Annotated in this window: 24 protein-coding genes and 2 tRNA genes; 16 read left to right on the top strand and 10 right to left on the bottom strand. The window is 54.9% G+C overall.

The window, feature by feature from the left end; genetic code table 11:
* Positions 1–42: 42 nt before the first annotated feature.
* From ABLV30_RS09920 to ABLV30_RS09930, 3 genes are all read left to right on the top strand, one after another.
* Positions 43–813: an AraC family transcriptional regulator gene (locus tag ABLV30_RS09920; RefSeq protein ID WP_064358416.1), complete on the top strand. Its 771-nt coding sequence runs from the start codon at positions 43–45 to the stop codon at positions 811–813.
* A 396-nt stretch (positions 814–1,209) separates the two neighbouring features.
* The gene (locus ABLV30_RS09925; RefSeq protein ID WP_004848928.1) at positions 1,210–2,112 is read left to right on the top strand and encodes a LysR family transcriptional regulator; all 903 of its coding nucleotides are present in this window, start codon (positions 1,210–1,212) and stop codon (positions 2,110–2,112) included.
* A 7-nt stretch (positions 2,113–2,119) separates the two neighbouring features.
* Positions 2,120–2,377, top strand: coding sequence for a hypothetical protein (locus ABLV30_RS09930; protein WP_265801464.1), 258 nt, complete (start codon positions 2,120–2,122; stop codon positions 2,375–2,377).
* Positions 2,378–2,379: 2 nt separating this feature from the next.
* Here ABLV30_RS09930 and cobO read toward each other — a convergent pair whose 3' ends face one another.
* The 10 genes from cobO to glmS form a co-directional block, all read right to left on the bottom strand.
* A complete protein-coding gene (gene cobO, locus ABLV30_RS09935) occupies positions 2,380–2,982 on the bottom strand; it encodes a cob(I)yrinic acid a,c-diamide adenosyltransferase (RefSeq protein ID WP_046878623.1) in 603 nt (200 codons plus the stop codon).
* A gap of 9 nt (positions 2,983–2,991) precedes the next feature.
* The gene (locus tag ABLV30_RS09940) at positions 2,992–4,644 is read right to left on the bottom strand and encodes a class I fumarate hydratase (RefSeq protein WP_014228449.1); all 1,653 of its coding nucleotides are present in this window, start codon (positions 4,642–4,644) and stop codon (positions 2,992–2,994) included.
* Between the two features lie 11 nt (positions 4,645–4,655).
* The gene (gene glsA, locus ABLV30_RS09945; RefSeq protein ID WP_265801462.1) at positions 4,656–5,657 is read right to left on the bottom strand and encodes a glutaminase A; all 1,002 of its coding nucleotides are present in this window, start codon (positions 5,655–5,657) and stop codon (positions 4,656–4,658) included.
* 74 nt (positions 5,658–5,731) lie between these two features.
* On the bottom strand, positions 5,732–7,039 hold the full coding sequence (locus tag ABLV30_RS09950; protein ID WP_265801460.1) for a dicarboxylate/amino acid:cation symporter: 1,308 nt from the start codon (positions 7,037–7,039) through the stop codon (positions 5,732–5,734).
* Positions 7,040–7,208: 169 nt separating this feature from the next.
* The gene (locus ABLV30_RS09955; protein WP_025108137.1) at positions 7,209–7,526 is read right to left on the bottom strand and encodes a DUF4387 domain-containing protein; all 318 of its coding nucleotides are present in this window, start codon (positions 7,524–7,526) and stop codon (positions 7,209–7,211) included.
* Positions 7,523–8,893, bottom strand: coding sequence for an acyclic terpene utilization AtuA family protein (locus tag ABLV30_RS09960; protein ID WP_014228452.1), 1,371 nt, complete (start codon positions 8,891–8,893; stop codon positions 7,523–7,525). Before ABLV30_RS09960 ends, ABLV30_RS09955 begins: the two co-directional genes overlap by 4 nt.
* Positions 8,894–8,896: 3 nt before the next feature.
* On the bottom strand, positions 8,897–10,138 hold the full coding sequence (locus tag ABLV30_RS09965; RefSeq protein WP_025108135.1) for a methylaspartate ammonia-lyase: 1,242 nt from the start codon (positions 10,136–10,138) through the stop codon (positions 8,897–8,899).
* A complete protein-coding gene (locus tag ABLV30_RS09970; protein ID WP_004848945.1) occupies positions 10,138–11,583 on the bottom strand; it encodes a methylaspartate mutase subunit E in 1,446 nt (481 codons plus the stop codon). Before ABLV30_RS09970 ends, ABLV30_RS09965 begins: the two co-directional genes overlap by 1 nt.
* Before the next feature lie 16 nt (positions 11,584–11,599).
* Positions 11,600–12,988, bottom strand: coding sequence for a methylaspartate mutase accessory protein GlmL (gene glmL, locus ABLV30_RS09975; protein ID WP_014228454.1), 1,389 nt, complete (start codon positions 12,986–12,988; stop codon positions 11,600–11,602).
* Entirely contained in the window at positions 12,988–13,437 is a 450-nt protein-coding gene (gene glmS / locus ABLV30_RS09980; protein ID WP_049084020.1) for a methylaspartate mutase subunit S, read from the bottom strand. Before glmS ends, glmL begins: the two co-directional genes overlap by 1 nt.
* Before the next feature lie 1,228 nt (positions 13,438–14,665).
* Between glmS and cydA the strand changes: the two genes are divergently transcribed.
* The 13 genes from cydA to ABLV30_RS10045 all read left to right on the top strand — a co-directional run bounded on the left by cydA (position 14,666) and on the right by ABLV30_RS10045 (position 24,135).
* On the top strand, positions 14,666–16,234 hold the full coding sequence (gene cydA, locus ABLV30_RS09985) for a cytochrome ubiquinol oxidase subunit I (RefSeq protein ID WP_004130574.1): 1,569 nt from the start codon (positions 14,666–14,668) through the stop codon (positions 16,232–16,234).
* A gap of 15 nt (positions 16,235–16,249) precedes the next feature.
* Positions 16,250–17,389 carry a cytochrome d ubiquinol oxidase subunit II gene (gene cydB, locus ABLV30_RS09990; RefSeq protein WP_004848954.1) on the top strand — a complete coding sequence of 380 codons (1,140 nt, stop codon included), beginning with the start codon at positions 16,250–16,252 and terminating at the stop codon, positions 17,387–17,389.
* 15 nt (positions 17,390–17,404) lie between these two features.
* Positions 17,405–17,518: a cytochrome bd-I oxidase subunit CydX gene (gene cydX / locus ABLV30_RS09995; protein ID WP_004100325.1), complete on the top strand. Its 114-nt coding sequence runs from the start codon at positions 17,405–17,407 to the stop codon at positions 17,516–17,518.
* The gene (gene ybgE, locus ABLV30_RS10000; protein WP_004100327.1) at positions 17,518–17,808 is read left to right on the top strand and encodes a cyd operon protein YbgE; all 291 of its coding nucleotides are present in this window, start codon (positions 17,518–17,520) and stop codon (positions 17,806–17,808) included. The genes cydX and ybgE overlap by 1 nt, the downstream gene beginning before the upstream one ends.
* A gap of 149 nt (positions 17,809–17,957) precedes the next feature.
* Positions 17,958–18,362: a tol-pal system-associated acyl-CoA thioesterase gene (ybgC, locus tag ABLV30_RS10005; protein WP_004100330.1), complete on the top strand. Its 405-nt coding sequence runs from the start codon at positions 17,958–17,960 to the stop codon at positions 18,360–18,362.
* Positions 18,359–19,051 carry a Tol-Pal system protein TolQ gene (tolQ, locus tag ABLV30_RS10010; protein ID WP_014228456.1) on the top strand — a complete coding sequence of 231 codons (693 nt, stop codon included), beginning with the start codon at positions 18,359–18,361 and terminating at the stop codon, positions 19,049–19,051. Before ybgC ends, tolQ begins: the two co-directional genes overlap by 4 nt.
* Before the next feature lie 3 nt (positions 19,052–19,054).
* On the top strand, positions 19,055–19,483 hold the full coding sequence (gene tolR, locus ABLV30_RS10015; protein WP_004130580.1) for a colicin uptake protein TolR: 429 nt from the start codon (positions 19,055–19,057) through the stop codon (positions 19,481–19,483).
* A gap of 105 nt (positions 19,484–19,588) precedes the next feature.
* Positions 19,589–20,914, top strand: coding sequence for a cell envelope integrity protein TolA (tolA, locus tag ABLV30_RS10020; protein WP_038424229.1), 1,326 nt, complete (start codon positions 19,589–19,591; stop codon positions 20,912–20,914).
* A gap of 128 nt (positions 20,915–21,042) precedes the next feature.
* Positions 21,043–22,335, top strand: a complete 1,293-nt coding sequence (tolB, locus tag ABLV30_RS10025) for a Tol-Pal system beta propeller repeat protein TolB (RefSeq protein ID WP_004133400.1) — start codon at positions 21,043–21,045, stop codon at positions 22,333–22,335.
* 34 nt (positions 22,336–22,369) lie between these two features.
* Positions 22,370–22,894, top strand: a complete 525-nt coding sequence (pal, locus tag ABLV30_RS10030) for a peptidoglycan-associated lipoprotein Pal (RefSeq protein WP_004100337.1) — start codon at positions 22,370–22,372, stop codon at positions 22,892–22,894.
* Between the two features lie 9 nt (positions 22,895–22,903).
* Complete coding sequence (cpoB, locus tag ABLV30_RS10035; RefSeq protein ID WP_049080954.1) at positions 22,904–23,695, top strand: cell division protein CpoB; 792 nt, start codon at positions 22,904–22,906, stop codon at positions 23,693–23,695.
* A gap of 162 nt (positions 23,696–23,857) precedes the next feature.
* Positions 23,858–23,933 (top strand) — tRNA-Lys (locus tag ABLV30_RS10040).
* 126 nt (positions 23,934–24,059) lie between these two features.
* Positions 24,060–24,135: transfer RNA gene (locus ABLV30_RS10045), tRNA-Val, on the top strand.
* Positions 24,136–24,191 lie beyond the last annotated feature (56 nt).

Genomic DNA, 24,191 nt, shown 5'->3' on the forward strand with positions numbered 1-24,191 from the left:
CGCCCGCGATTTCATGCCGTTTAATCATATTCATCTGCGCAAATGAGATTATTTTTTGCGTCCGGCATCATCCTTTTTATCCGCGCTATTCTGCATATTAAGTGCTTGCAAAAGGCGGTGGGGAATAATGTGGTGCGAAAGAAAAGGCATGAACAATGGGAGGGCTTTAGCTCGCTGGCAGCGCTTTTTTCGCGGGCTACCGGGCTGGAGACCACGGTGATTGAGGCAAATGACAATCGATTACCTGCTGGCTATGGTGGGTTAAATTTCTTTGCCTTACCGCTGATTCAGGACAATACATTATCCGGTTATATTATTTGCGACCATCATAACGCGACCGACAACCAGCATCGGGCGGCGGCGATAAGATTACTGCATTTTATCGTTAATAATATGTCTGCGATTGCAGAAAACAGGGAAGTGGACGAGAAACCGTTGCGGCATAAGAGAGAGTTTTATTATTCGCAAAAATCGTCGCATGAAATAAAACTGCTGTCGGCATTACGCTATATTGATGAGAATTTATATGGTGAGCTGTCTTTAGAGACCGTCGCCGCTCACGTTTGTTTAAGCGCAAATTATTTTAGTCGTTTTTTTAAAAAACGCCAGGGGATGAATTTTAAAGTCTGGGTTAATCAGCGCAAAATGCAGCGTGCCGGAGAACTGCTTGGCGATCCGTCATATTCGGTAGACAGCGTAGCGCGTAAGCTTCAGTTTGCGCAAACCAGCTACTTTTGTCGGGTGTTTCGCGCCGCTCATCGCACCAGCCCGCAGTCGTTCCGCGATCGGCATCTCGCAGCCGCTTCACGGTAAGTCGATTAGCCGCCGTTTTATCGTTAATACAGATTTTTCCTAGAGCGCTCATAATGTGTGGCCGATCGCGGAAAAATTTTCATTTATGCTCACCAGCGGGCAATTAAATTTCATCAGTCTCATCGACTGACTTCGCAAATAAACAAGTTAATGTGAAAAAATATTGACAACTTATTGCTGTTATTTGCATGGCAATCACATTGTTTAAATTGTGTTTATTGTAGTGCCTGGGTATTATTGGTTATTATTTGATCAATAACAGTGTGCATTTATCATGGAATAGATCAATGACATCTGAAGGTAAAATAAAATATAACACCCGGGGCTAATCTGATGTCCTTGCGCGCTTTTTTTATCTATTAAACAATTTTTTGCACGCCGTAAATGGAAGACGTTATGAGAGGAAAAATCCCCAAAACTGAATTACTGGTGACCTTTGAGGTTGTGGCTCGCCACGAAAGTTATACTCGAGCAGCGGAAGAGTTGGCTTTAACACAAAGCGCCGTGTTCCGACAGGTCACGGCGCTGGAGGATTTCCTCCATACGTCATTATTTAATCATGCTAAAAAAAGGATTTTTTTAAATGCGGCTGGCAAGCATTATTTGACTATCGTTAAGGAAACGCTTAACAAACTGGAACGTGATACCAACTCCATTATGACATGGCAACCGACGGTGCAGGTGCTTGAGCTGGCCGTCAATCCTACCTTTAGCACCCACTGGCTGATCCCCAACCTGCGCGAGTTTAATAAATTACATCCGGGCATTATCGTTAATATTCATTCGCTGGCTAATATTGGCGATTTTCTTAGCCGCGAGTACGATGCCGCCATTATGCGCGAGGATTTTTGCTCGCCGTGGGCGGAGGTTGAGTATCTGTTCGAAGAGGAAATTCTGCCGGTGTGCGGCTGCGGGCTGCTGTCCGAGCCCGGGCAGAAGCTGGCGGTCGAGGAGCTGCTGGGTGAGTTTCCGCTGCTGCATCAAAGCACGCGAATTCACGGCTGGCAGGAGTGGTTTGCGTTGTCGAATATCACCAGCCCGCAGATCAACATCGGTCCGCGTTTTGACCTGCTCTCAATGCTGATTGCGGCGGTGCGTTCGAACCTGGGGGTGGCGCTGCTGCCGCGTTTTGCCATTCAGCATGACCTGGATAGCGGTGAGATGGTGATCCCCTGCGATGTGCCGATTCGCACCGGCAACCGCTTCATTATGACGTGGCAGGAGGATAAAGCGGAATCCCGACATTTACAGGTATTCCGCGAGTGGCTGCTGCAAAAATCGGTGGTCTCGGCAGCCTGACGGCGCGTTGTCAGCGCCGCAGACGGCGGTGCCGGGCGCAAAGCGGCATCATTTCCCGGAGGCGATGCTGCGCATCTGTCCGGGCTACCGGCCCGCAGACGGCGGTGAACCCGTAGCCCGGGCAAGGCGCGTCGAGCGCCGCCCCCGGGAGCATAGCGCAGAGTGGCTGAGTTTCCCGGAGGCGATGCTGCGCATCTGTCCGGGCTACCGGCCCGCAGACGAATGTGAACCCGTAGCCCGGCTAAGCGCAGCGCGAGCCGGGTAAAACTACCAGTCGATTCCCACCTGCGCCTGAATACCGCTGTCAAAGGCGTGCTTCACCGGACGCAGCTCACTAACCGTATCGGCAAGCTCCAGCAGCCGGGCGTGGCAGCCGCGGCCGGTGACAATCACGTTCTGCCGCGGCGGACGATTCTCTATCGCCGCGATCACTTCCTGAGTATCCAGATAGTGATACGCCAGCATATAGGTAAGTTCATCCAGCACCACCAGATCGTAGCTCGGGTCGGCCAGCATGCGCTTGCTCTCCTGCCATACGGCCGACGCCGCCTCGATATCTGCCTCCCGGTTTTGCGTTTCCCAGGTAAAGCCGGTGCCCATAATGTGAAACTCAACGCCGAGCGGATGCAGCGTGTTGTACTCTCCATTATCCCACTGGCCTTTAATGAACTGGGCAGCACCGACGCGCTTACCGTGGCCGACGGCGCGCGTTGCCGTGCCGAAGGCGGCGGTGGATTTACCTTTGCCGTTGCCGGTGAAGACGATCAGAATGCCTTTTTGCTCCGTTGCCGCCGCCACGCGGGTAGCCACCTGCGTTTTCAGCTTCTGCTGGCGCTGACGATGGCGGTCGGGATTGCCTCGCGCGTGCATAAATGCTCCTTAGTGTCCTGCCGGACAGGTGGCGCAGCGGTGCTGCTGCTCGAACTGGCTAAAGAAGTTGTTGCCTTTGTCGTCAACCAGCACAAACGCGGGCAGATTTTCGACTTCCATCATCCATACCGCTTCCATGCCCAGCTCCGGATACTCCAGGCAGCGCAAACTTTTAACATACTGCTGCGCCAGCAGGGCCGCCGCGCCGCCGATGCTGCCGAGATTAAAGCCGCCGTGTTTATGGCAGGCCTCGGTCACCTGCTGGCTGCGGTTGCCTTTGGAAAGCATGATCAGACTGCCGCCCGCCGCCTGGAAAGCGTCAACATACCCATCCATGCGTCCGCCGGTGGTGGGGCCCAGCGAGCCGCAGGCCAGATTATTCGGCGTTTTCGCCGGGCCGGCGTAGTAGACAATATGCTTGCGCATATACTCCGGCATCGGTTCGCCGTTATCCAGACGCGCTTTGATTTGGGCATGGGCGATGTCGCGGGCGACGACAATCGGACCGCTCAGCGATAGCCGGGTGCCCACGGGCAGGGCTGACAGGTCGTGGAGGATGTCGCGCAGCGGCCGGTTCAGATCGAGCTGGACGGTCTGCGCCCCGTTTTCTATGCGCTGAGAATCAGGGATAAACTTGCCCGGGTTATGTTCCAGCTTCTCCAGCCAGATGCCGTGTTTGTTGATTTTGGCTTTGATGTTTCGGTCGGCGGAGCAGGAAAGCGCCATGGCGATAGGGCAGGAGCCGCCGTGCCGCGGCAGGCGAATCACGCGAATGTCGTGGGCGAAGTATTTGCCGCCGAACTGTGCGCCGATGCCGAACTCGCGGCTGGCTTTGAGCAGCGCCGCTTCCAGCGACGTATCGCGAAACGCCTGGCCCAGTTCGTTTCCGCTGGTGGGCAGATTGTCGTAATATTTTGTCGAAGCCAGCTTCGCCACCTTCAACGCCTGGTCCGCCGACAGGCCCCCCACGACAAAGGCGATGTGGTACGGCGGGCAGGCGGCGGTGCCCAGCGCCTTCATTTTTTCAATCAGGAAGGCGGTGAGTTTTTCCGGCTGCAGAATAGATTTTGTTTCCTGAAATAGCGCGGCTTTGTTCGCCGAACCGCCGCCTTTATTGACGAAGAGGAAGCGGTATTCACTGCCCGGCACCGCGCTGATATCAATCTGCGCGGGCAGGTTGGTCTCGGTGTTGACCTCGGTATACATATCAAGGGGGGCATTTTGCGAATAGCGTAAATTGTTTTCCTGAAAGGTGGTGTAGATGCCCTGACTCAGAGCTTCAGCGTCGTTGCCGCCGGTCCAGACGTTCTGGCCTTTGCTCGCGACGATGGTGGCGGTCCCGGTATCCTGGCAGTTTGGCAGCACGCCTTTTGCCGAGACTTCGGCGTTGCGCAGCAGCTGTAGCGCAACGTATTTATCGTTGCCGCTGGCCTGCGGGTCGTGCAGGATGCTGGCGATCTGCTTTAAGTGCCCGGCGCGCAGGAAAAACGACGCCTCATAAAATGCCTGCTGAGCCAGCAATGTTAACGCTTCCGGCGCAACCTTGATGACCTCTTCTCCATCTAACTCTGTCACCTTAACATGTTGATTCGTTAGCAGTTCATATTCGGTATTATCGTTGCTCTGAACAAAAAGTTCCTGCCAGACAAAGGGTTTCGACATTTTACTTCTCACTATTTCGCTAAAAAGAGATTGGCCCGCGTCGCATTCGCGACGTACTCGATGGTCTGCTGGGCGCGGACGCTGTTGCCGGCTGCATCCAGCGGAGGAGAGTAGACGGCGATAGCGTATTGCCCGGGAACGACGGCGACCATCCCGCCGCCAACGCCGGATTTTGCCGGGATACCGACGGTGTACAGCCATTTGCCGCTGCCGTCGTACAGCCCGGCGATCGCCATTTCCGCCAGCACCTGCGGGACATAGCTGGCGGTGAGCAGCTGCTTGCCGTTGAACGGTGATTTGCCATTGTTGGCGAGTACGGCCCCCATTTTGGCGAGCTGCTCAACGGTGATATCCACCGAACACTGACGGGTGTAGATTTCGACGGCTTCCTGAGGGTCGCCATAGAAGCTGCGGTATGAATTCATCAGCATCGCCAGCGCCTGGTTATGCTGATTGGTCTCCATTTCGGATTGAAATACCGGCTCGTTAACTCTCAGGGAGCTGTCGGCCCAGGCGTTGAGGTTGTTGAGAATGTTGTTCCAGCGGTCGGTTTTGTCTTTCGCCGCAATCAGGCTCACGGTGCTCATGGCGCCGGCGTTGACTAACGGGTTCTCCGGCGCGCCTTGCGTGAGCTCCACGGCTAAGCCGGAATTGAAGGGCAGGCCGGTCGCGTTCGCGCCGAGTTTATCCAGCACCTCCTGCGGCCCGCGCTGCTCCATCGCCAGCGCCAGGGTGAAAACTTTACTTAATGATTCCATCGGAAAGGTTTTTGTCACGTCGCCGGTCTGGTAAATTTTGCCTTCGACCGTCGCGAGCGTAATGGCGAAATTATTCGGGCTATAGCTCGCCAGGGCAGGGATATAGTCGGCGACTTTACCGTCGTGGTTACTCTTATATTTCTGATGCGCCTGCTCGATGATGCTGGCGTAGTCCGGCGCGCTTTGCGCCTGCGTGGCGGCGCTAAACAGTAAGCTGACGGTTAAGATGCAGGTGCCAAGAAATTTCACGTTCATGGTGTGTCCCGTTGGGATGATTGGAGGGAACCGGGCCGGACGTATCCGGCCTGGGGCTCATAGCCATTTTGCTGTCAGGACATCGCCACTTCGGACGTTTCGCTGGCAGGGCGCTCCTGCTCCGGTTTTTTGACCGGGGCGGTGCCGCGGCAGCCTTCTCCGTAATGCTCGCCTTCCCAACGGCCAACGATGGCGGCGCCCATGGCGTTACTCATCACGTTGCTGGCGGAGCGACCCATATCGAGGAACGGGTCGACGCCCATCAGCAGGATCAGGCCCGCTTCCGGAATGTTGAACTGGTTCAGCGTCGCGGCGATAACCACCATTGAGGCGCGCGGCACGCCCGCCATCCCTTTGGAGGTCAGCATCAGGATCAGCAGCATGGTGATCTGCTCGCCCATGCTGAGGTGGACGTTACAGGCCTGGGCGATAAACACCGTGGCGAACGAGCAGTAGGCCATGGAGCCGACCAGGTTAAAGGAGTAACCGATGGGCAGGACGAAGCTGGCTATTTTGGAAGAGACGCCGAATTTTTCCAGCTTATCGAGGGTGCCAGGGAAGGCGGCTTCTGAGCTGGATGTGGTGAAAGCCAGCAGCGCGGGCTCCAGGATCGCTTTGGTCAGACGGCCAATGCAAGGGCCGACAATCACCGTCGACAGGCCAATCAGGATTGCCCACAGCATGCCCAGCGTCAGGTAGAACTCACCCATAAAGATCCCGGCGCTGACCATCACGCCCAGACCGCGCTCGGCAATCAGCCCGGAGATGGCGGCGAAAACGGTCAGCGGCGCGAACAGCATGACGTACCCTGTGAGCTTCAGCATCACGTGGACCAGCGAATCGAGCACCTTCACGATGGGCTCGGCTTTTTCGCCGATCGCCGCCAGGCTGCAGCCGAGGAAAATAGAGAACACCACGATCTGCAGAATTTCGTTGCGCGCCATCGCATCAACGATGCTGGTGGGTACCGCGTGCGAGATAAACACTTTCAGGGTGAAGGGCTCGGACTGAACGGCGGCCACGGCTCCGGCATCGTGGGGGACAAAGTTGATGCCCGCGCCTGGCTGGAACAGATTGACGATCACCAGACCCAGCGCAATCGACAGCAGCGAGGCGCAAATAAACAGGAAAAAGGTTTTAGAGAATATGCGCCCGAGCGTTTTCGCATCGCCCATTTTGGCAATGCCGACCACCAGCGTTGATATTACCAGCGGGGCGATAATCATTTTTACCAGGCGTAAAAATATAGTGGTAAAAATGGAAATATCCTGCGCATAGGATTTTGCTGTATCTGCTGATGCCATATTATTAATGATCACCCCGGCAATCATGCCGAGTATCAGGCCTAATATGATCATTTTGGTTAAACTTATTTTTTTCATATTTACTCCATCGGAACAGGGTTAGTCGGTGAAGTGGTGTAGGGCGGCGTACGCCTGCGCCAGGTAGCAGCGCAGACGTACGCCTGTGGTGACCAACCGCATAAATTGTCTGGAATACAGTGATACAGCGAAATTCTGTACCCCAATGGATGTTGTTGTATTTTAGAAATTACAGGTCGAACTCAATACTTAATAACGGCGCATGCTGCTGAGCGCCATAAACATCATTGTCTCCGACGTTGCCGGAAATAATATCCCGCGGCATGACGATTTTTACCGCGTTGGCCGGATCGAACCAGATTATGCGATGAATAAAATCAGGCTTTACGTTATATAAGCCGGCAATAAGCTGCGGGGTTAATTGCTCAGAACGTTTGACCCGCTGATAATCTTCCCGGGTTTTAAATAAAATATCTAAAACCAGTTCATACGGTCCGGCGTTTTTGGAGCGGATCACCTGCGCCAGTGAGCATAGGGATTGTTTCATGCCTGAACTCCTTCTGGCGTCACCTGTTCGATATGGAAGTCAAAGCGCAGCGCGTCGCTGGCTTCGATCAGGTGATAGATTGAGAACTCATACACCGGACCGCTCTGAATATCAGAAGGCGAGAACGGGAAGGCGAGGTTGCCCGCGGTGGCAATGCGGTTTTCATAGCCGTAGTGCAGCAGGGTAGAGCGCACCAGCGAACAGACGCTGTTGGCGATATCCTGGGTTGGCGCAACGACATCAAGCAGGATGCCCAGTTCGTGCCCGGCGGTTTTCATCGGTTCGTGATTGCCCATCACGCCGTTCTTTCCATACAGATGGAAGGTCATGCGGATGCTGTCATCGTTCAGCGAGAGGTTGCGTGCGACGCTGGTCTGTACCTCTTCAAGAATATTATCGATTCCGGCAATCATGATCGGATCGCGCGTTCCGGCAATGGTCAGGCAGCGGAAGCCGACCCGCCGCGCGCCTTCCAGCTTCAGCGCGTACGGCGTCGCTTCATGACGAGAACCGCTGACGTAAACCTCGCCTTCGTTGACGGCTTTGAAGGTGCATCCTTTCAGGTTCAGCACGCCGCCCGGACCGGGCAGGAAATACGGATCGGACTTCTCGTACAGCGTATGCGCCGCCGCAGAGGTTTCGGTAAACTTACGCTTTGGATTAAACGCTTTCAGCGTAAAGCCGCTGTCGTCGATAATCCCCATGGCGCAGTCGGAACCGGAGCCTGGCGTGGCGGCAATGGCCGCGCATTCGAGGATCTTGCCGCAGTGCAGGGCGAGCCCCTCATCAAAGCCCTGCATAATCGGCAGCGCCGCGAAGCAGGCCGGATCGTACGCCCGGCCGCCAAGCACCACCTGGGCGCCGGCGGCGAGCGCCCGCTGAAAGGGTTCGATCCCCATCTGGGCGACGATATAGGTACTCTCTTCAATGGCCTCGTGGGTCAGTTCAGGCACAAAGTCCAGGGCGGTGATTTTGCCGTTATCCAGCGCCTGATGAACGATAGCTTTATCGACATCAGACGGGATCAGCGCCATGGAGAACGACAGTTTTTCTTCCTGCGCAATCTCATGGATAATCTGCCGACACCACTCCAGATGCGGCGCGGCGCCGGATCCTCCAGCGGTGCCGATCACCACCGGAATGTTGTTCTTCACCCCGGCGACGATCATATAGCGCAGATCGCGTTTCACCCCGGCCCGGTCGGTAAAAGGTTTGCCTGCCCCCAGATAGTGGGGGCCGGGATCGGATGAACCGGCGTCAACGGCAATCAGATCCGGCGATGCCTCCATAGCTTTACGAAAGCTCTCTTCCGGGAAGCCATAGCCGAGGATTGCCGTCGGCGATAAGATCTTAAAGGTACGAGCCATCTCTTAATCCTTAGTCTGCAACAGCGCGATGGTGCGGTTCATTTCGTTAAACACGATGTTAAGACCTTCGTCGAAGCCCATGCCCGGCTTGATCAGCATGCGCATCGGACGCGCGGCCAGCGCGACGTGAACGCAGGTGCGGGCGCTGATCTCGGTTTCGTTACAGGTACCGCCCTGATAGGCTTCCATCGCGTGTTTGTTGCAGTACAGCACCGCGTCCACGATGTTATGAATGCCGCCGAGATCCGGAGTTTTGATCTGCACCATGTGGCAGCTGCCGGCATCGGTAAAGTCAACGATATCCTGGTAGGTGTTACACCACTCGTCGGCGACAATTTTTACGCCGGAACCGAGGCGGGTCAGCTCTTTGGTAATGGCCGTGAGCATACGGATCTGGTCCGGTTTATTACCCGCATCCACCGGGCCTTCTATGTAGAGCGGCAGGCCCTGCGCCTCTTGCTCCAGGCTGGCGATATAGTCGGCGCAGCGAACCGGATCCATATCGAAAATCAGGCCGATGGTGCCGTACACGTCGATATGCAGCGTGGGGCGATAGCGGGGGCTGGTGCGCAGGCTTAAGATGCGGTCGGATAGCCAGCGGACATACTCACGCAGTTTTTCCCCTTTCAGACCCAGCTTCTCTTCGACGTTGTTAATCAGCGCATGCGGCAGGACGTCAACGCCTTTGAGGATCATTTTGTCCACGGCGATGTAGCGGTCGTCGCCGCTCTGACCAAATAACGGAATCGCTTCCGGTATGCAGGGCAGCTGCCATTCGTCGCAAACCACCTCCGCCTTCAGGCGGCCGCTGGCCAGCGCGGTGGCGTCGAGCAGCGCCTGGGAAAGACCGTAGCGGACGGCGGTATGCAGCAGATGACCGTCGATGCGCAGCTTGTCGAAGAAGCGGGCGTTCGGCAGGAAGGTATCGACATCGCGGCCCTCCAGCAGCGGTTTGATATGATCGTTGAGGAACGGGATAAAGTTCTCCGCCAGGAACAGCGGGTCGCGGCCTCCCGCGCCGGAGTACTGTACGGCGGCACAGTCACCGACCGCCACCGCGCCGTTTTCCAGAATCAGCTGGACGGATACGCATTCACCCGCCTGGCGTACCGAGGTGAAGCCTGGCGTTACCGGAGCACCGGTATAAATGAACCCATCATGACCCGCGCCGTTTTTAATCGCCTGCTGATCGTCAAAATAGAATGAAGAGTAGCCAGCGGTGAAAAGGGCCTGTTTAATTTTCATTATGGTCTTCCTATTAATTTACTGTGGGATACCGCGTTGATGTCATCAACAACCATCTGGAATGAGGGTTTGCGTCCTTCAAAATGCGCACGTTCAGCGACGTAATCGTGGTGCAGGGCGAGGATGTCCTTCGGCAGCGGAACCGCGCCGGCTTCAAGCACTCGAATGGCGCCGGCATTGTCGCGAACCGGCAAAATTTTGCCCGCGTTGCAGGATGCGGGGGCAAAAGGCACGTCCAGGACGCCCGCTTCAAAGGCCAGCACCGTACCGCGGGCGATGTCGCCGTTGCCCAGCTCGAACACTTTCTTCAGCACCGCGCGAACCTCGCTTTTTATCAGCTCCACTTCCTGCTCAACCGCGGCGCAGGGCGGGAACTTCTGATCGCTGACCATATTGAGCATCTGGCGGGATGCCCTCAGCCCCTGCGCGTTGGCCGCCGCGGTGGGAATACCGAACGCTTCATGCGGGCTCTTGGTGATCACTTTGGTGGCGCCGGACATCCCGGCTACCGCCGCGCCCCAGGAGATAATGGCAAAGGCTTTTGATTCATCTTCCGGAAAGCCGCCCATCCACTGGTGGAAGACGGTACTCAGCTCATAATCGTCGAATCCGTAATTGCCAAAGTATTCGTGGGAGAGTTCGCGAAGAGATTTAATCGCCGCGATGTCCTGGGTCAGGCTGCCGACCTGGCCGTAGCCGACGGTGATTGACTTGACGCCCTGTTCCAGCGCCAGCAGACCTTCGATAATGGCCACCGCGTGGGACATAAACGGTGGGATCAGGGTGCCGGTCAGCGGGCCGAACGGTTCGCGGTTAATACGAATGCCGTGTTCTTCATACAGGCCCATCAGGCGGTCGCAGTACTGCCAGTCGCGAATCGACTTCTCCAGAGTGACGCGCTTGGCGTAGGGAATGTTGTAGGAGATACCGCCGCCTTCGTAGCTGGTAAAGCCGCTGGCCATGGAGATTTCCGCCAGCAGGCGCGCGTCTGGCGTACCGTGACGTACCTGGACCGGTTTTTCCAGCGCTTCGGTCATCCGGCGGCAGGCGGCGACGCCGTGGTTAACCACCGGCAAACCATTCAGTTTGGAGGTTCCCGCCTCGATGGATTTCTGTATGCCGACCGCCGCTTCTTCGTAACGGTTGAGGCGGGTATAGGCATCGATGGTGCTGGGCAGCAGATCGCACTCTTCCTGCAGGGTTTTGAGCAGCGCAATATGTTCATCCATCAGCGCCACGCCCGCGCGCGGCTGGCTCAGGGTTTTACCCTCCTGGTCGGCCTTAAGCAGAGCGTGAGAAAAGCGTTTTTTCTCAGGAATGGTTTGCTGGTACTTCACGCCATCTTCGAAGTGCTCAACGTCCTTGCCGGTATGCCAGGTCTGCAATACCTGATGCCGCTCGGTCATGAATTCGTCGTGGGTTAATTTTTTATTTCGAAGTTCCATTCGTAGCTGCCTTCATTTATAGGGTTAAACAGTGAATGCTGGTGCGAGCGGCGAGCTCGGGGTAGAGCCTGGCAACGTTTGCCAGCAGCGGAAGCAGGCCTTTTGCATCGCGGTAATAATCAAACCGGGTTGGCAGGAGAATGCGTCTGCCGTCGTCATCCAGTTCGCGGTATTTCAGCCAGCGGTGGATGTCGAAGCCGCTGGCGCGGGAGAGCCATCCACCGGAACCGACGACTTTACGCACGGGGGTCAGATCGCGGCCCATCTGTAAATCGACGTTGCCCACGCAGGTGCAGACCTGCTTTTTGGTGCCCGCGTGGCGTTCGCTGGCGTAGCCGACGCACAGCCCGGCCAGCACGGTGTCGAAATATTTTTCTTCCTCATTGAGCGGCAGATAATCCGGCTGAGCGACCAGATGGCGCAGGTAGCGGTAAAAGGCCTCCTGACGCTGCGGCTGGTGGGCAAACACCACGTTCACCAGCTCCTGAGTACTTTCACCGACCACGACAGCTGAAACGCGCATGCCGAGATCGCCTTCTACCGTACGTTTAACAAACGGTTCCGGAACCCCGTGCAGAACGGTATCCGGAGAGAGCGTGTTGGCGCTGGCTGAGTAGACGTCGGTGGTGGCGCCGCCCATATCGATCAGCATGAACTCTTTCCACGCGCTGTCGTAATGGCTGATGGTTTTTACCAGCTCGTAGACGGTCCACGGCGTTGGCATCGGCTCTTCGCCGGTTTCCGCGACAATCACGTCCAGCCCTTTACCTTTGACGATTCGGGATAAGAAGACATCGCAAATCGCCTTGCGGGCAGCGTAGGGATTAGGGTGATCGAGATCGGGCAGAATGTTGTCTACCGTGGTCAAATCTTTGTGGCCAAGGATGGCCTGAACCTCGTCCTGAATATCCCGGTTTCCGGCATAGATAATGGCGCAGTCGAGCGTTGACTCCGCCAGCGCATGGGCGTTGGCCAGGCCGTAGCTCTCCTCGCCGCCGTCGGTTCCGCCGGTAAACAGCAGGATATCCGGCGGCGTGGCTTCCAGCGCCTGGATATCGTGGCGGTTGAGTTTGTAGGCGTAGTATTGGGCGATTTTGGCCCCCGCCGAGTGGGCGGTGACTTTTGCTGATTCCAGGGTGATGGACGGCACCAGACCCATCGCGGCAACGGCAAGACCGCCTTTTGCCGATGAAGAGTATTTCAGCGTGACGTCACCGCGGTGCAGCAACGGGCGCGCATCGGCAACGTTAAGCACCCGGTTCAGGCTGGCAAAAAAACCTTCCGCCAGGTGATGGGTAGTGGTCGGGGTCAGAACGTGGTTTACCAGCGTCAGCTCATCCCCCTCCTGTGCGAAGAGGGCCGCTTTGGTCCACGTCGAGCCGATATCGACAGAGACGGTTTGCATCAGATAGCCTCTTCCAGACACTGCTGTTCAACGCCGTGGCGCTGGTTGATATCGTTCGCCATCAGCCTGCAGACGTCTTCCAGATCGTGGCTTGGGGCAAAGACGCGATTGAAGCCCATCTCTTTGAATTTGGCCTCGACGTCGGCAAAATCATGCTTACCGACCACCAGGTTGCCGCCAACGTAAAGAAGAATATCGCCGTTACCGCGTTCGATGCAGCGTTCGCGCAGGCCCAGGCAGTCGATATCGCCGTGGCCGTAAATAGACGAGACAACGATGGCGTCCGCGCCGGTTTCGATAGCGGCATCGATATATTCATCCTGACTGACCATCACCCCCAGATTGATTACGCGAAAATCATGGGCAGTAAAAACGCGGTCCAGGACTTTGTTGCCTACTGCATGGCAGTCAGCACCAATGACGCCAATAACAAGTGTTGATTTCTTCATGGGTAATCCTCTGTAAGGCTGATGGTATAAAAATAAAAACGACTTTCTAATATTTGCAGCGTTGATGATGGCCGCCTGTTAATAGGGCTGGAGTGTCTGTGGTTCGAAGGGGGGAAGCAATTGATCTATTTTCAGAATATCTTTCAAAAAAATCTTGTTTTTGATTTTTATTTAAAAAATCCTTTTGTATCATGATGTTGTTAGTTTTTTTATTGTCTGGGGTTATTTCTGTTCAGATCTTTTTAATAAATAGATTGCGATGTTTGTGAGCAAGGTCTTATTTTATATTTTGCGTTTATTTTGCCTTTGATAATAAGCGGTAAATACAATTCTTTAAATTTTTCTGTGAGCATAGTAACGGAATTTATGTGCTGTTTTTTATATGCGTCACGGCGAATTTGTTAGATTAAAGATATAAAATGGTGATTTGTTTATTTAATATTTCATTTTTGTTGAATGGCGGAGTGGGGCAGGAGAGCAGCTGTCCGGGGTGGATAAAAGCGCAAGGGGGAAAGTCTGCTGCATAAAGAGCAGGGTGCGTTGCGTCACAAAACGACGAGAAAGAGAATGTACGCCGCATTTACTTGATAATGAGATAGTTACGCATCTGTGTTAATTGAAAGTAAACGCAATGATAAATGTAATAAGCAAAAAAATTTAGGGCATTAACTTGATAAAAAAAATCTGTGAGCTACACGACATTGTCAGCTGATGCCCGGATTAATGCGCCCAGCGCTCATCCCATTAAATTCCCCTCCGCGGCGAAATAAATGGACTATCATTTTCAGTAACCGTTGATACTCTTGAAAAACATATTGTTAACCTAGTGTTTACCTGTACGGTACACGGTATACATAATTAACATTTAAAATGAAAATTGATTTAAATCAATGTTTAAAACTTGGAAAAGGTCGCGAAATGGAGTTAAATTGTCGCTGATCAAATTGACCGAAATCTGGTATTTTCGCTATAAATTGATCGCTGTCGAAAACTGCAAATTTATCACAATAAAAACCTATTTATTGTAAGGGTTTTGCAGCGTAATATAATCACGGGATCAATTTGGGTGTTTTGTTAACATGTTTGTAACTTCTCATTACTATCGTTTTCTTGCATGAGAAAACGGGCGTGACGAGAAGAAGCAAATAAATTTGTATTGGGGCATGCGTGTGACCCTTTCTAACGGGGTTCACTCTCGGAGTCTTCATGCGATGAGCAAGGAGTCATGATGTTAGATATAGTCGAACTGTCGCGCTTACAGTTTGCCTTGACCGCGATGTACCACTTCCTGTTTGTGCCGCTGACGCTAGGTATGGCGTTCCTGCTGGCCATCATGGAAACGGTCTACGTCCTTTCCGGCAAACAGATTTATAAAGATATGACCAAGTTCTGGGGCAAGTTGTTTGGTATCAACTTCGCGCTGGGTGTGGCAACCGGTCTGACCATGGAGTTCCAGTTCGGGACTAACTGGTCTTACTACTCTCACTATGTGGGCGATATCTTCGGTGCGCCGCTGGCCATTGAAGGTTTGATGGCCTTCTTCCTCGAATCTACCTTTGTCGGTCTGTTCTTCTTCGGTTGGGATCGTCTGGGCAAAGTTCAGCACATGGCCGTGACCTGGCTGGTGGCGCTGGGCTCCAACCTGTCGGCGCTGTGGATCCTCGTCGCTAACGGCTGGATGCAGAACCCGATTGCGTCGGACTTCAACTTTGAAACCATGCGTATGGAGATGGTCAGCTTCTCTGAGCTGGTCCTGAACCCGGTTGCTCAGGTTAAGTTCGTTCATACCGTGGCGTCAGGCTACGTGACCGGCGCGATGTTCATTCTTGCCATCAGCTCCTGGTATATGCTCAAAGGCCGCGACTTCGCTTTTGCCAAGCGCTCCTTCGCTATCGCAGCCAGCTTCGGTATGGCGGCGATTCTCTCCGTTATCGTTCTCGGTGATGAATCCGGCTACGAAATGGGCGACGTGCAGAAAACCAAACTGGCGGCTATCGAAGCTGAATGGGAAACTCAGCCTGCTCCGGCGGCCTTTACCCTGTTTGGTATTCCCGATCAGAAGGCGCAGGAGAACCGCTTCGCGATTCAAATTCCTTACGCGCTGGGCATCATTGCGACTCGATCCGTGGATAAACAGGTTACCGGCCTGAAAGACCTCATGGTTCAGCACGAAGAGCGTATCCGTAACGGGATGAAAGCTTACGCGCTGCTGGAACAGCTGCGTGCCGGTTCAACCGACCAGGCCGTGCGCGATCGCTTTAACGACGTGAAGAAAGATCTGGGCTACGGTCTGCTGCTGAAACGCTATACCGACAACGTCTCTGACGCGACGGAAGAGCAGATTGCTCTGGCGACCAAGGACTCTATTCCTGCCGTGGCGCCGCTCTACTTCGCCTTCCGTATCATGGTAGCGTGCGGCGTGCTGATGCTGTTGATTATCGGCGCCTCCTTCTGGAGCGTGATTCGCAACCGCATCGGTGAGAAAAAATGGCTGCTGCGCGCCGCGTTCTATGGCCTGCCGCTGCCGTGGATTGCCGTTGAATCGGGTTGGTTTGTCGCCGAATATGGCCGTCAGCCGTGGGCTATTGGTGAGGTGCTGCCGACGGCCGTCGCGAACTCGTCGCTGACCGCGGGCGACCTGATCTTCTCTATGGTGCTGATTTGTGGCCTGTACACGCTGTTCCTGGTGGCTGAACTGTTCCTCATGTTCAAGTTTGCCCGTAAAGGACCAAGCAGCCTGAAAACCGGTCGCTATCACTTTGAACAGTCCTCTGCGGCTATTCAGTCGGCACGCTAAGACAGGAGTCGTCAAATGATCGATTATGAAGTATTGCGTTTTATCTGGTGGCTGCTGATCGGCATTTTGCTTATTGGTTTTGCCGTCGCCGATGGCTTCGACATGGGGGTGGGGATGCTCACCCGTTTCCTCGGTCGTAACGACACCGAGCGTCGAATTATGATTAACGCCATTGCCCCGCACTGGGACGGAAACCAGGTGTGGCTGATCACCGCCGGCGGCGCGCTGTTTGCCGCCTGGCCGATGGTCTACGCCGCCGCGTTTTCCGGCTTCTATGTGGCCATGATCCTGGTGCTGGCCTCTTTATTCTTCCGTCCGGTGGGTTTCGACTACCGCTCGAAGATTGAGGATAACCGCTGGCGTAACATGTGGGACTGGGGCATCTTCGTCGGCAGCTTCGTGCCGCCGCTGGTGATTGGCGTGGCGTTCGGCAACCTGCTGCAGGGCGTTCCGTTCCACGTTGATGAATATCTGCGCCTGTACTACACCGGTAACTTCTTCCAGCTGCTGAATCCGTTTGGCCTGCTGGCCGGTATTGTTAGCGTGGCGATGATCCTGACGCAGGGCGCGACCTATCTGCAGATGCGTACCGTGGGTGAACTGCACCTGCGCACCCGCTCCGTGTCTACGGTGGCGGCGCTGGTGACGCTGGTCTGCTTCGCGCTGGCGGGCGTTTGGGTCTACTACGGTATCGACGGTTATGTGGTGAAATCGGTGATGGATCATACCGGCCCGTCTAACCCGCTGACCAAAGAAGTCGCGCGTGAAGCCGGCGCGTGGATGGTGAACTTTAATAACATGCCGGCGCTGTGGGCGATTCCTGCTCTGGGCGTGGCGCTGCCGCTGCTGACCGTCATCTCGACAAAAGCGGATAAAGGCGCATGGGCGTTTCTGTTCTCCTCGCTGACGCTGGCGTGCATCATTCTGACTGCCGGTATCGCCATGTTCCCGTTCATTATGCCATCAAGCACGGCGATGAACGCGAGCCTGACCATGTGGGATGCGACCTCCAGCCAGCTGACGCTGAACCTGATGACTTACGTGGCGATTGTCTTCGTACCGATTATTCTGGCCTACACCGCCTGGTGTTACTGGAAAATGTTCGGTCGCATCACTCGCGAAGACATCGAAAAGAACACCCACTCGCTGTACTAAGGTAAGGAGCTATATATGTGGTATTTCGCATGGATTTTGGGAACGCTTCTTGCCTGTGCTTTTGGGGTGATTACCGCGCTGGCGCTTGAGCACGTGGAAGCCACCAAAGCAGGTAAAGAAGAACACTGATGAGTATTATCGCGACTCTTTACGCGATAATGGACAAGCGCCCGTTAAGGGCGCTTTCCTTATTGATGGCGCTGGCGCTAGCGGGCTGCATCTTCTGGGATCCGTCGCGCTTTGCGGCCAAAACCAGCGAGCTGGAAATCTGGCACGGCTTCCTGCTGATGTGGGCGGTTTGTACCGGCGTTATCCACGGCGTGGGCTTCCGCCCGCGCGCCATTCACTGGCAGGGAATTTTTTGTCCGCTTATCGCTGATATTGTGCTCGTTTTGGGCCTGTTCTTTTTCTTCTTTTGAATAAGAAATCTCTGTTAACCATATGGGCTTGCATAAGCCCATAAAAATTTACTCCTCGTTTACTTTCCCCCATTCCAAACCACGATTCCCGCGCGTATAGTAGCGAAGTTTGAAAGCACTAACCTTTTGTTGCATTACCGGGATGTAAAGTGAATACAACGCTGTTTCGATGGCCGGTTCGGGTCTATTACGAAGACACCGACGCCGGTGGTGTGGTTTACCACGCCAGCTACGTCGCTTTCTATGAAAGAGCACGCACAGAGATGCTGCGCCATCATCACTTCAGCCAACAGGTTTTGCTGGCTGAACGAGTTGCCTTTGTGGTTCGCAAAATGACGCTGGAGTATTTTGCGCCCGCCAGACTCGACGACATGCTCGAAATCCAGACGGAGATAACCTCAATGCGAGGAGCTACCCTGGTTTTCACGCAGCGAATCGTCAACGCCGAGAACGTCGTTTTGAATGAAGCTGAGGTTCTTATCGTGTGCGTTGATCCACTCTTAATGAAGCCTCGTGCGCTTCCCAAGTCTATTGTCGCGGAGTTTAAGCAGTGACTGAGATGAATATCCTTGATTTGTTCCTGAAGGCGAGCCTTCTGGTTAAACTTATCATGTTGATTTTAGTTTGTTTTTCCATCGCCTCCTGGGCCATCATTATTCAGAGAACGCGTATCCTCAATTCGGCGTCACGTGAGGCCGAAGCGTTTGAAGATAAGTTCTGGTCCGGTATCGAGCTTTCTCGTTTGTACCAGGAAAGCCAGGGTCGTCGCGATAATCTGACCGGTTCGGAACAAATCTTCTACAGCGGCTTCAAAGAGTTTGCGCGTCTGCATCGTGCGAACAGCCATGCGCCGGAAGCGATTGTCGAAGGGGCGTCGCGCGCCATGCGTATTTCGATGAACCGCGAGCTGGAAACCCTGGAAACCCACATCCCGTTCCTCGGTACGGTGGGTTCTATCAGCCCATATATCGGTCTGTTTGGTACCGTATGGGGGATCATGCATGCCTTTATCGCGCTGGGCGCGGTAAAACAGGCGACGCTGCAAATGGTTGCGCCGGGTATCGCAGAAGCGCTCATCGCGACGGCAATTGGTCTTTTTGCCGCTATCCCGGCGGTTATGGCCTATAACCGTCTGAACCAGCGCGTGAACAAACTTGAGCTGAACTACGACAACTTTATGGAAGAGTTCACCGCCATTCTGCACCGTCAGGCGTTTACCAGCAGCGAAAGCAATAAGGGGTAAGCCATGGCCAGAGCACGTGGACGCGGACGTCGCGAACTGAAGTCCGAGATCAACATCGTTCCGCTGCTGGATGTCCTGTTGGTGCTGTTGCTGATCTTTATGGCGACAGCGCCGATCATTACGCAGAGCGTAGAGGTCGACCTACCGGACGCAACGGAGTCGCAGGCGGTGAAAAGCAACGATGAGCCGCCGGTGATCGTTGAAGTCTCCGGCGTCGGGCAGTACAGCGTGAAAGTTGGCCCGGAAACGTTATCGCAGCTGCCGCCGGAACAGGTTATTGCGGAAGCCAGGCGTCGACTTGAGGCGAATGAGAAAACGGTGTTCCTGATCGGCGGTGCTAAAGAGGTGCCATACGATGAGATTATTAAAGCGCTTAACCTGTTGCACAGCGCAGGGGTTAAATCGGTTGGCTTGATGACCAAGCCGATCTAATCGCTCGCAATATGCACGCCCGCCAGCACGTCGGCTTTGGGACAACAGCGTCTCGTGGCCGACGTCATATAACGGGAACAGGCGAACAGTTTTTGGGAACCGATAGTGTCAAAGGCAACCGAACAAAACGACAAGCTTAAACGAGCGATCATAGTATCAGTCGCGCTGCACATCGTATTGATAGCGCTGCTGATCTGGAGTTCGTTTGACGAGCATCTGGATGCTTCTGCCGGGGGTGGCGGAGGTTCCTCTATCGATGCGGTAATGGTCGATCCGGGGGCGGTTGTGAAGAATTATGACCGCCAACAGCAGCAGCAGGCCAGCGCCCGCCGCGCCGCCGAGCAGCGTGAAAAGCAGGCTCAGCAGCAGGCGGAAGAGCTACGTGAAAAACAGGCCGCCGAGCAGGAACGGCTGAAACAGCTGGAACAGGATCGTCTACAGGCGCAGGAAGCGGCTAAAGAGGCGAAAGAACAGCAGAAACAGGCGGAAGAAGCCGCGGCGAAAGCCGCCGCAGCGGCCAAAGCCAAAGCGGACGCACAGGCGAAAGAGGCGCAGGAAGCTGCCGCCAAAGCCGCCGCTGACGCGAAAGCGAAGGCCGATGCGCAGGCGAAAGCAGCCGAAGCCGCTGCGGCGAAAGCGGCGGCGGATGCGAAGAAACAGGCGGAAGCAGAAGCCGCGAAAGCGGCCGCGGACGCGCAGAAAAAAGCCGAAGCGGATGCAGCGAAGAAAGCTCAGCAGGAAGCCGAGAAGAAAGCGCAGCAGCAGGCAGAGAAAAAAGCGCAGCAGGAAGCGGCGAAACAGGCCGCTGCTGAAAAAGCCGCCGCCGAAAAAGCGGCAGAAAAAGCCGCCGCGCAGAAAGCCGCTGCTGAGAAAGCGGCAGCCGAGAAAGCCGCCGCAGCGGAAAAAGCCGCCGCCGAGAAAGCCGCGGCAGCCAAAGCTGCAGCAGCAGAGAAGGCCGCCGCAGACAAAGCGGCGAAAGCCGCCGCCGCTAAGGCAGCAGCCGCGAAGAAAGCCGCTGCGGCCAAAGAGGCCAACGGCGTGGACGATCTGCTCGGCGACCTGAGCTCCGGTAAGAATGCGCCGAAAGGTAATACCAGCGGTAGCGCTGGGGGTTCATCTCCTGCTAAAGGAAGTAAGCAGGGGCAGGGTGGTGCATCCCAGGCTGAGATTAACAGCTATATTTCACAGGTGCAGGCTGCGATTAAAGGTCATCTCTATGACTGGGATACCTACAAGGGGAAAACCTGTACTTTACGTGTGAATCTGGCTCAGGATGGAACGCTGTTAAGTGTGAAATCGGAAGGCGGCGATCCGGCGTTCTGTCAGCAAATGCTGGCGGCAACGAGCCGGATGACGAAGTTCCCTAAACCGCCGTCGCAGGCTGTTTATGAAACATTCAAAAATGCGCCACTGGACTTCAAACCTCAGTGATAGTTTTCCCCGTTTATACGGGGAAAACAAACGTCGGTAGGCCCAGGGTTTTGGTAGTTTTGTGTATTTGAGTTTGTTAACATTCTGCTAAATTATCGTGGGCTTTTCGCCTGGATAAGGGAGATATGATGAAGCAGGCATTACGAGTAGCATTTGGTTTTTTAATGCTGTGGGCGGCAGTGCTGCACGCAGAAGTACGCATCGAGATTACCCAAGGGGTCGACTCGGCACGCCCAATCGGCGTTGTGCCGTTCCAGTGGGCGGGGCAGGGTGCTGCTCCGGAAGATGTGGGCGGTATCGTGGCGGCTGACCTGCGCAACAGCGGCAAGTTTAATCCGCTCGATCGCTCGCGTCTGCCTCAGCAGCCGGGTAGCGCTCAGGAAGTACAGCCGGCGGCATGGTCTGCGCTGGGCGTTGACGCCGTCGTGGTTGGTCAGGTGACGCAAAACCCTGACGGTTCCTACAACGTGGCGTATCAGCTGGTTGATACCGGCGGCGCGCCGGGTACCGTGCTTGCGCAGAACTCCTTTAAAGTCACGAAACAGTATCTGCGCTATGCCGCGCATGCTGCCAGCGACGCCGTATTTGAGAAGCTGACCGGTATTAAGGGCGCCTTCCGTACCCGTATCGCCTACGTGGTACAGACCAACGGCGGTCAGTTCCCGTACGAGCTGCGCGTGTCCGACTACGACGGCTACAATCAGTTCCTCGTTCACCGTTCAACCCAGCCGCTGATGTCTCCGGCATGGTCTCCGGACGGCGCGAAGCTGGCCTACGTGACCTTTGAAAGCGGACGCTCTGCGCTGGTTGTGCAGACGCTGGCTAACGGCTCCGTTCGTCAGATTGCTTCGTTCCCGCAGCATAACGGCGCGCCGGCGTTCTCGCCGGACGGCAGCAAACTGGCTTTCGCTCTGTCGAAAACCGGTAGCCTGAACCTGTACGTGATGGACCTGGGATCTGGCCAGATTCGTCAGGTGACCAACGGTCGCAGCAATAACACCGAACCAAGCTGGTTCCCGGATAGCCAGAACCTGGCCTTTACTTCCGACCAGGCCGGTCGTCCGCAGGTGTATAAAGTCAATATTAATGGCGGCACGCCGCAGCGTATTACCTGGGAAGGTTCACAAAACCAGGACGCTGACGTGAGCGCTGATGGTAAAACTATGGTAATGGTAAGCTCGGCCGGTGGTCAGCAGCACATTGCCAAACAAGATCTGGAAGCGGGTGGTGTGCAGGTTCTGTCATCAACGTTTTTAGATGAAACGCCAAGTCTGGCACCTAACGGCACTATGGTAATCTACAGCTCTTCTCAGGGGATGGGATCCGTGCTGAATCTGGTTTCTACAGATGGGCGTTTCAAAGCGCGTCTTCCGGCAACTGATGGACAGGTAAAATCACCTGCCTGGTCGCCGTATCTGTGATAATAAATAATTGATTATTAAAGGAATCAAAGAAATGCAACTGAACAAAGTGCTGAAAGGGCTGTTGATCGCTCTGCCGGTTATGGCAATCGCGGCGTGTTCTTCTAACAAGAACGCCAGCAACGACCAGAGCGGTGAAGGCATGCTGGGTGCCGGCACTGGTATGGACGGTAACGCTAACGGCGGCAACATGTCTTCCGAAGAGCAGGCTCGTCTGCAGATGCAACAGCTGCAGCAGAACAATATCGTTTACTTCGATCTGGACAAATACGATATCCGTTCTGACTTCGCTGCAATGCTGGACGCGCACGCAAACTTCCTGCGCAGCAACCCGTCCTACAAAGTGACCGTAGAAGGTCATGCGGATGAGCGTGGTACGCCGGAATACAACATCGCTCTGGGTGAGCGTCGTGCTAACGCCGTTAAGATGTATCTGCAGGGCAAAGGTGTTTCTGCTGACCAGATCTCCATCGTTTCTTACGGTAAAGAAAAACCTGCAGTACTGGGCCACGACGAAGCGGCTTACGCCAAAAACCGTCGCGCCGTACTGGTTTACTAAGAGAATTGCATGAGCAGTAACTTCAGACATCATCTATTGAGTCTGTCGTTACTGGTTGGCATAGCGGCCCCCTGGGCCGCTTTTGCTCAGGCGCCAATCAGTAGTGTCGGCTCAGGCTCGGTCGAAGACCGCGTCACTCAACTCGAGCGTATTTCCAATGCGCACAGCCAGCTTTTAACCCAACTCCAGCAACAACTCTCCGATAATCAGTCCGATATTGATTCCCTGCGCGGTCAAATTCAGGAAAGCCAGTATCAGCTGAATCAGGTTGTTGAGCGCCAGAAACAGATCCTGTTGCAGATCGACGGTCTGAGCAGCGGTGGCGGCGCAGCGGGAGCGCAAACCCAGACGCCAGCGGGCGATCAGGGCGCTGCGGCTAGCGGGACGGCGCCAGCGGCCTCGTCAGGCGCCCCGGCGCAGACCGGTGATGCCAATACCGATTACAACGCGGCTATCGCGCTGGTGAAGGATCCCTCTCGCCAGGACGATGCGATGGCGGCTTTCCAGAACTTCGTCAAAAAGTACCCCGATTCAACGTATCAGCCGAACGCCAACTACTGGCTCGGTCAGCTGAATTACAACAAGGGTAAAAAGGACGATGCGGCGTACTATTTCGCTTCCGTGGTGAAAAACTACCCTAAATCCCCGAAGGCGCCCGACGCGATGTTTAAAGTCGGCGTGATCATGCAGGACAAAGGCGATACCGCAAAAGCGAAGGCGGTTTACCAGCAGGTGGTCAGTAAATTTCCTGGCACCGACGGGGCCAAACAAGCGCAAAAACGCCTTAACGCACTCGGATGATTATGGCATGACCAGAAATCGCATCATTTCTGGTCTTGTCGCGTGAATCCTAAGCAGTTAAGCAATCTTTATCTAAATTGTTGTTGCGCTGAATTCTGAAATCAGTAATATATGCCGCCGTTGCCAAGGGATATCGAACAAGCCCAAAGCGGCGAAAATAGTGGGTCGTTAGCTCAGTTGGTAGAGCAGTTGACTTTTAATCAATTGGTCGCAGGTTCGAATCCTGCACGACCCACCAATCGTTCTGGTGGAACGCGATAGTAAAACGTGAAGGATAACGTTGCGTCAGCAACGGCCCGTAGGGCGAGGCGAAGCCGAGTCATCCTGCACGACCCACCGTTAAAGATGTATCCAGCGTAGTATCGGGTGATTAGCTCAGCTGGGAGAGCACCTCCCTTACAAGGAGGGGGTCGGCGGTTCGATCCCGTCATCACCCACCACTCGGGTCGTTAGCTCAGTTGGTAGAGCAGTTGACTTTTAATCAATTGGTCGCAGG

Origin of the sequence: Klebsiella sp. CN_Kp113 (assembly GCF_040064585.1) — a bacterium.
GTDB classification, from domain to species: domain Bacteria; phylum Pseudomonadota; class Gammaproteobacteria; order Enterobacterales; family Enterobacteriaceae; genus Klebsiella; species Klebsiella michiganensis.

Excerpts from the sequence above, each read along its gene's own strand:
- glsA (WP_265801462.1), bottom strand. The coding sequence starts at position 5,657 with ATGAACGTGAAATTTCTTGGCACCTGCATCTTAACCGTCAGCTTACTG.
- ABLV30_RS09955 (WP_025108137.1), bottom strand. The coding sequence starts at position 7,526 with ATGAAACAATCCCTATGCTCACTGGCGCAGGTGATCCGCTCCAAAAAC.
- ABLV30_RS09960 (WP_014228452.1), bottom strand. The coding sequence starts at position 8,893 with ATGGCTCGTACCTTTAAGATCTTATCGCCGACGGCAATCCTCGGCTAT.
- tolB (WP_004133400.1), top strand. The coding sequence starts at position 21,043 with ATGAAGCAGGCATTACGAGTAGCATTTGGTTTTTTAATGCTGTGGGCG.
- ABLV30_RS09950 (WP_265801460.1), bottom strand. The coding sequence starts at position 7,039 with ATGAAAAAAATAAGTTTAACCAAAATGATCATATTAGGCCTGATACTC.
- ABLV30_RS09920 (WP_064358416.1), top strand. The coding sequence starts at position 43 with ATGAGATTATTTTTTGCGTCCGGCATCATCCTTTTTATCCGCGCTATT.
- ABLV30_RS09965 (WP_025108135.1), bottom strand. The coding sequence starts at position 10,138 with ATGAAAATTAAACAGGCCCTTTTCACCGCTGGCTACTCTTCATTCTAT.
- cydX (WP_004100325.1), top strand. The coding sequence starts at position 17,405 with ATGTGGTATTTCGCATGGATTTTGGGAACGCTTCTTGCCTGTGCTTTT.
- ABLV30_RS09940 (WP_014228449.1), bottom strand. The coding sequence starts at position 4,644 with ATGTCGAAACCCTTTGTCTGGCAGGAACTTTTTGTTCAGAGCAACGAT.
- tolR (WP_004130580.1), top strand. The coding sequence starts at position 19,055 with ATGGCCAGAGCACGTGGACGCGGACGTCGCGAACTGAAGTCCGAGATC.
- ABLV30_RS09925 (WP_004848928.1), top strand. The coding sequence starts at position 1,210 with ATGAGAGGAAAAATCCCCAAAACTGAATTACTGGTGACCTTTGAGGTT.
- ABLV30_RS09970 (WP_004848945.1), bottom strand. The coding sequence starts at position 11,583 with ATGGAACTTCGAAATAAAAAATTAACCCACGACGAATTCATGACCGAG.
- cpoB (WP_049080954.1), top strand. The coding sequence starts at position 22,904 with ATGAGCAGTAACTTCAGACATCATCTATTGAGTCTGTCGTTACTGGTT.
- cydB (WP_004848954.1), top strand. The coding sequence starts at position 16,250 with ATGATCGATTATGAAGTATTGCGTTTTATCTGGTGGCTGCTGATCGGC.
- glmS (WP_049084020.1), bottom strand. The coding sequence starts at position 13,437 with ATGAAGAAATCAACACTTGTTATTGGCGTCATTGGTGCTGACTGCCAT.
- cydA (WP_004130574.1), top strand. The coding sequence starts at position 14,666 with ATGTTAGATATAGTCGAACTGTCGCGCTTACAGTTTGCCTTGACCGCG.
- glmL (WP_014228454.1), bottom strand. The coding sequence starts at position 12,988 with ATGCAAACCGTCTCTGTCGATATCGGCTCGACGTGGACCAAAGCGGCC.
- cobO (WP_046878623.1), bottom strand. The coding sequence starts at position 2,982 with ATGCACGCGCGAGGCAATCCCGACCGCCATCGTCAGCGCCAGCAGAAG.
- ybgE (WP_004100327.1), top strand. The coding sequence starts at position 17,518 with ATGAGTATTATCGCGACTCTTTACGCGATAATGGACAAGCGCCCGTTA.
- pal (WP_004100337.1), top strand. The coding sequence starts at position 22,370 with ATGCAACTGAACAAAGTGCTGAAAGGGCTGTTGATCGCTCTGCCGGTT.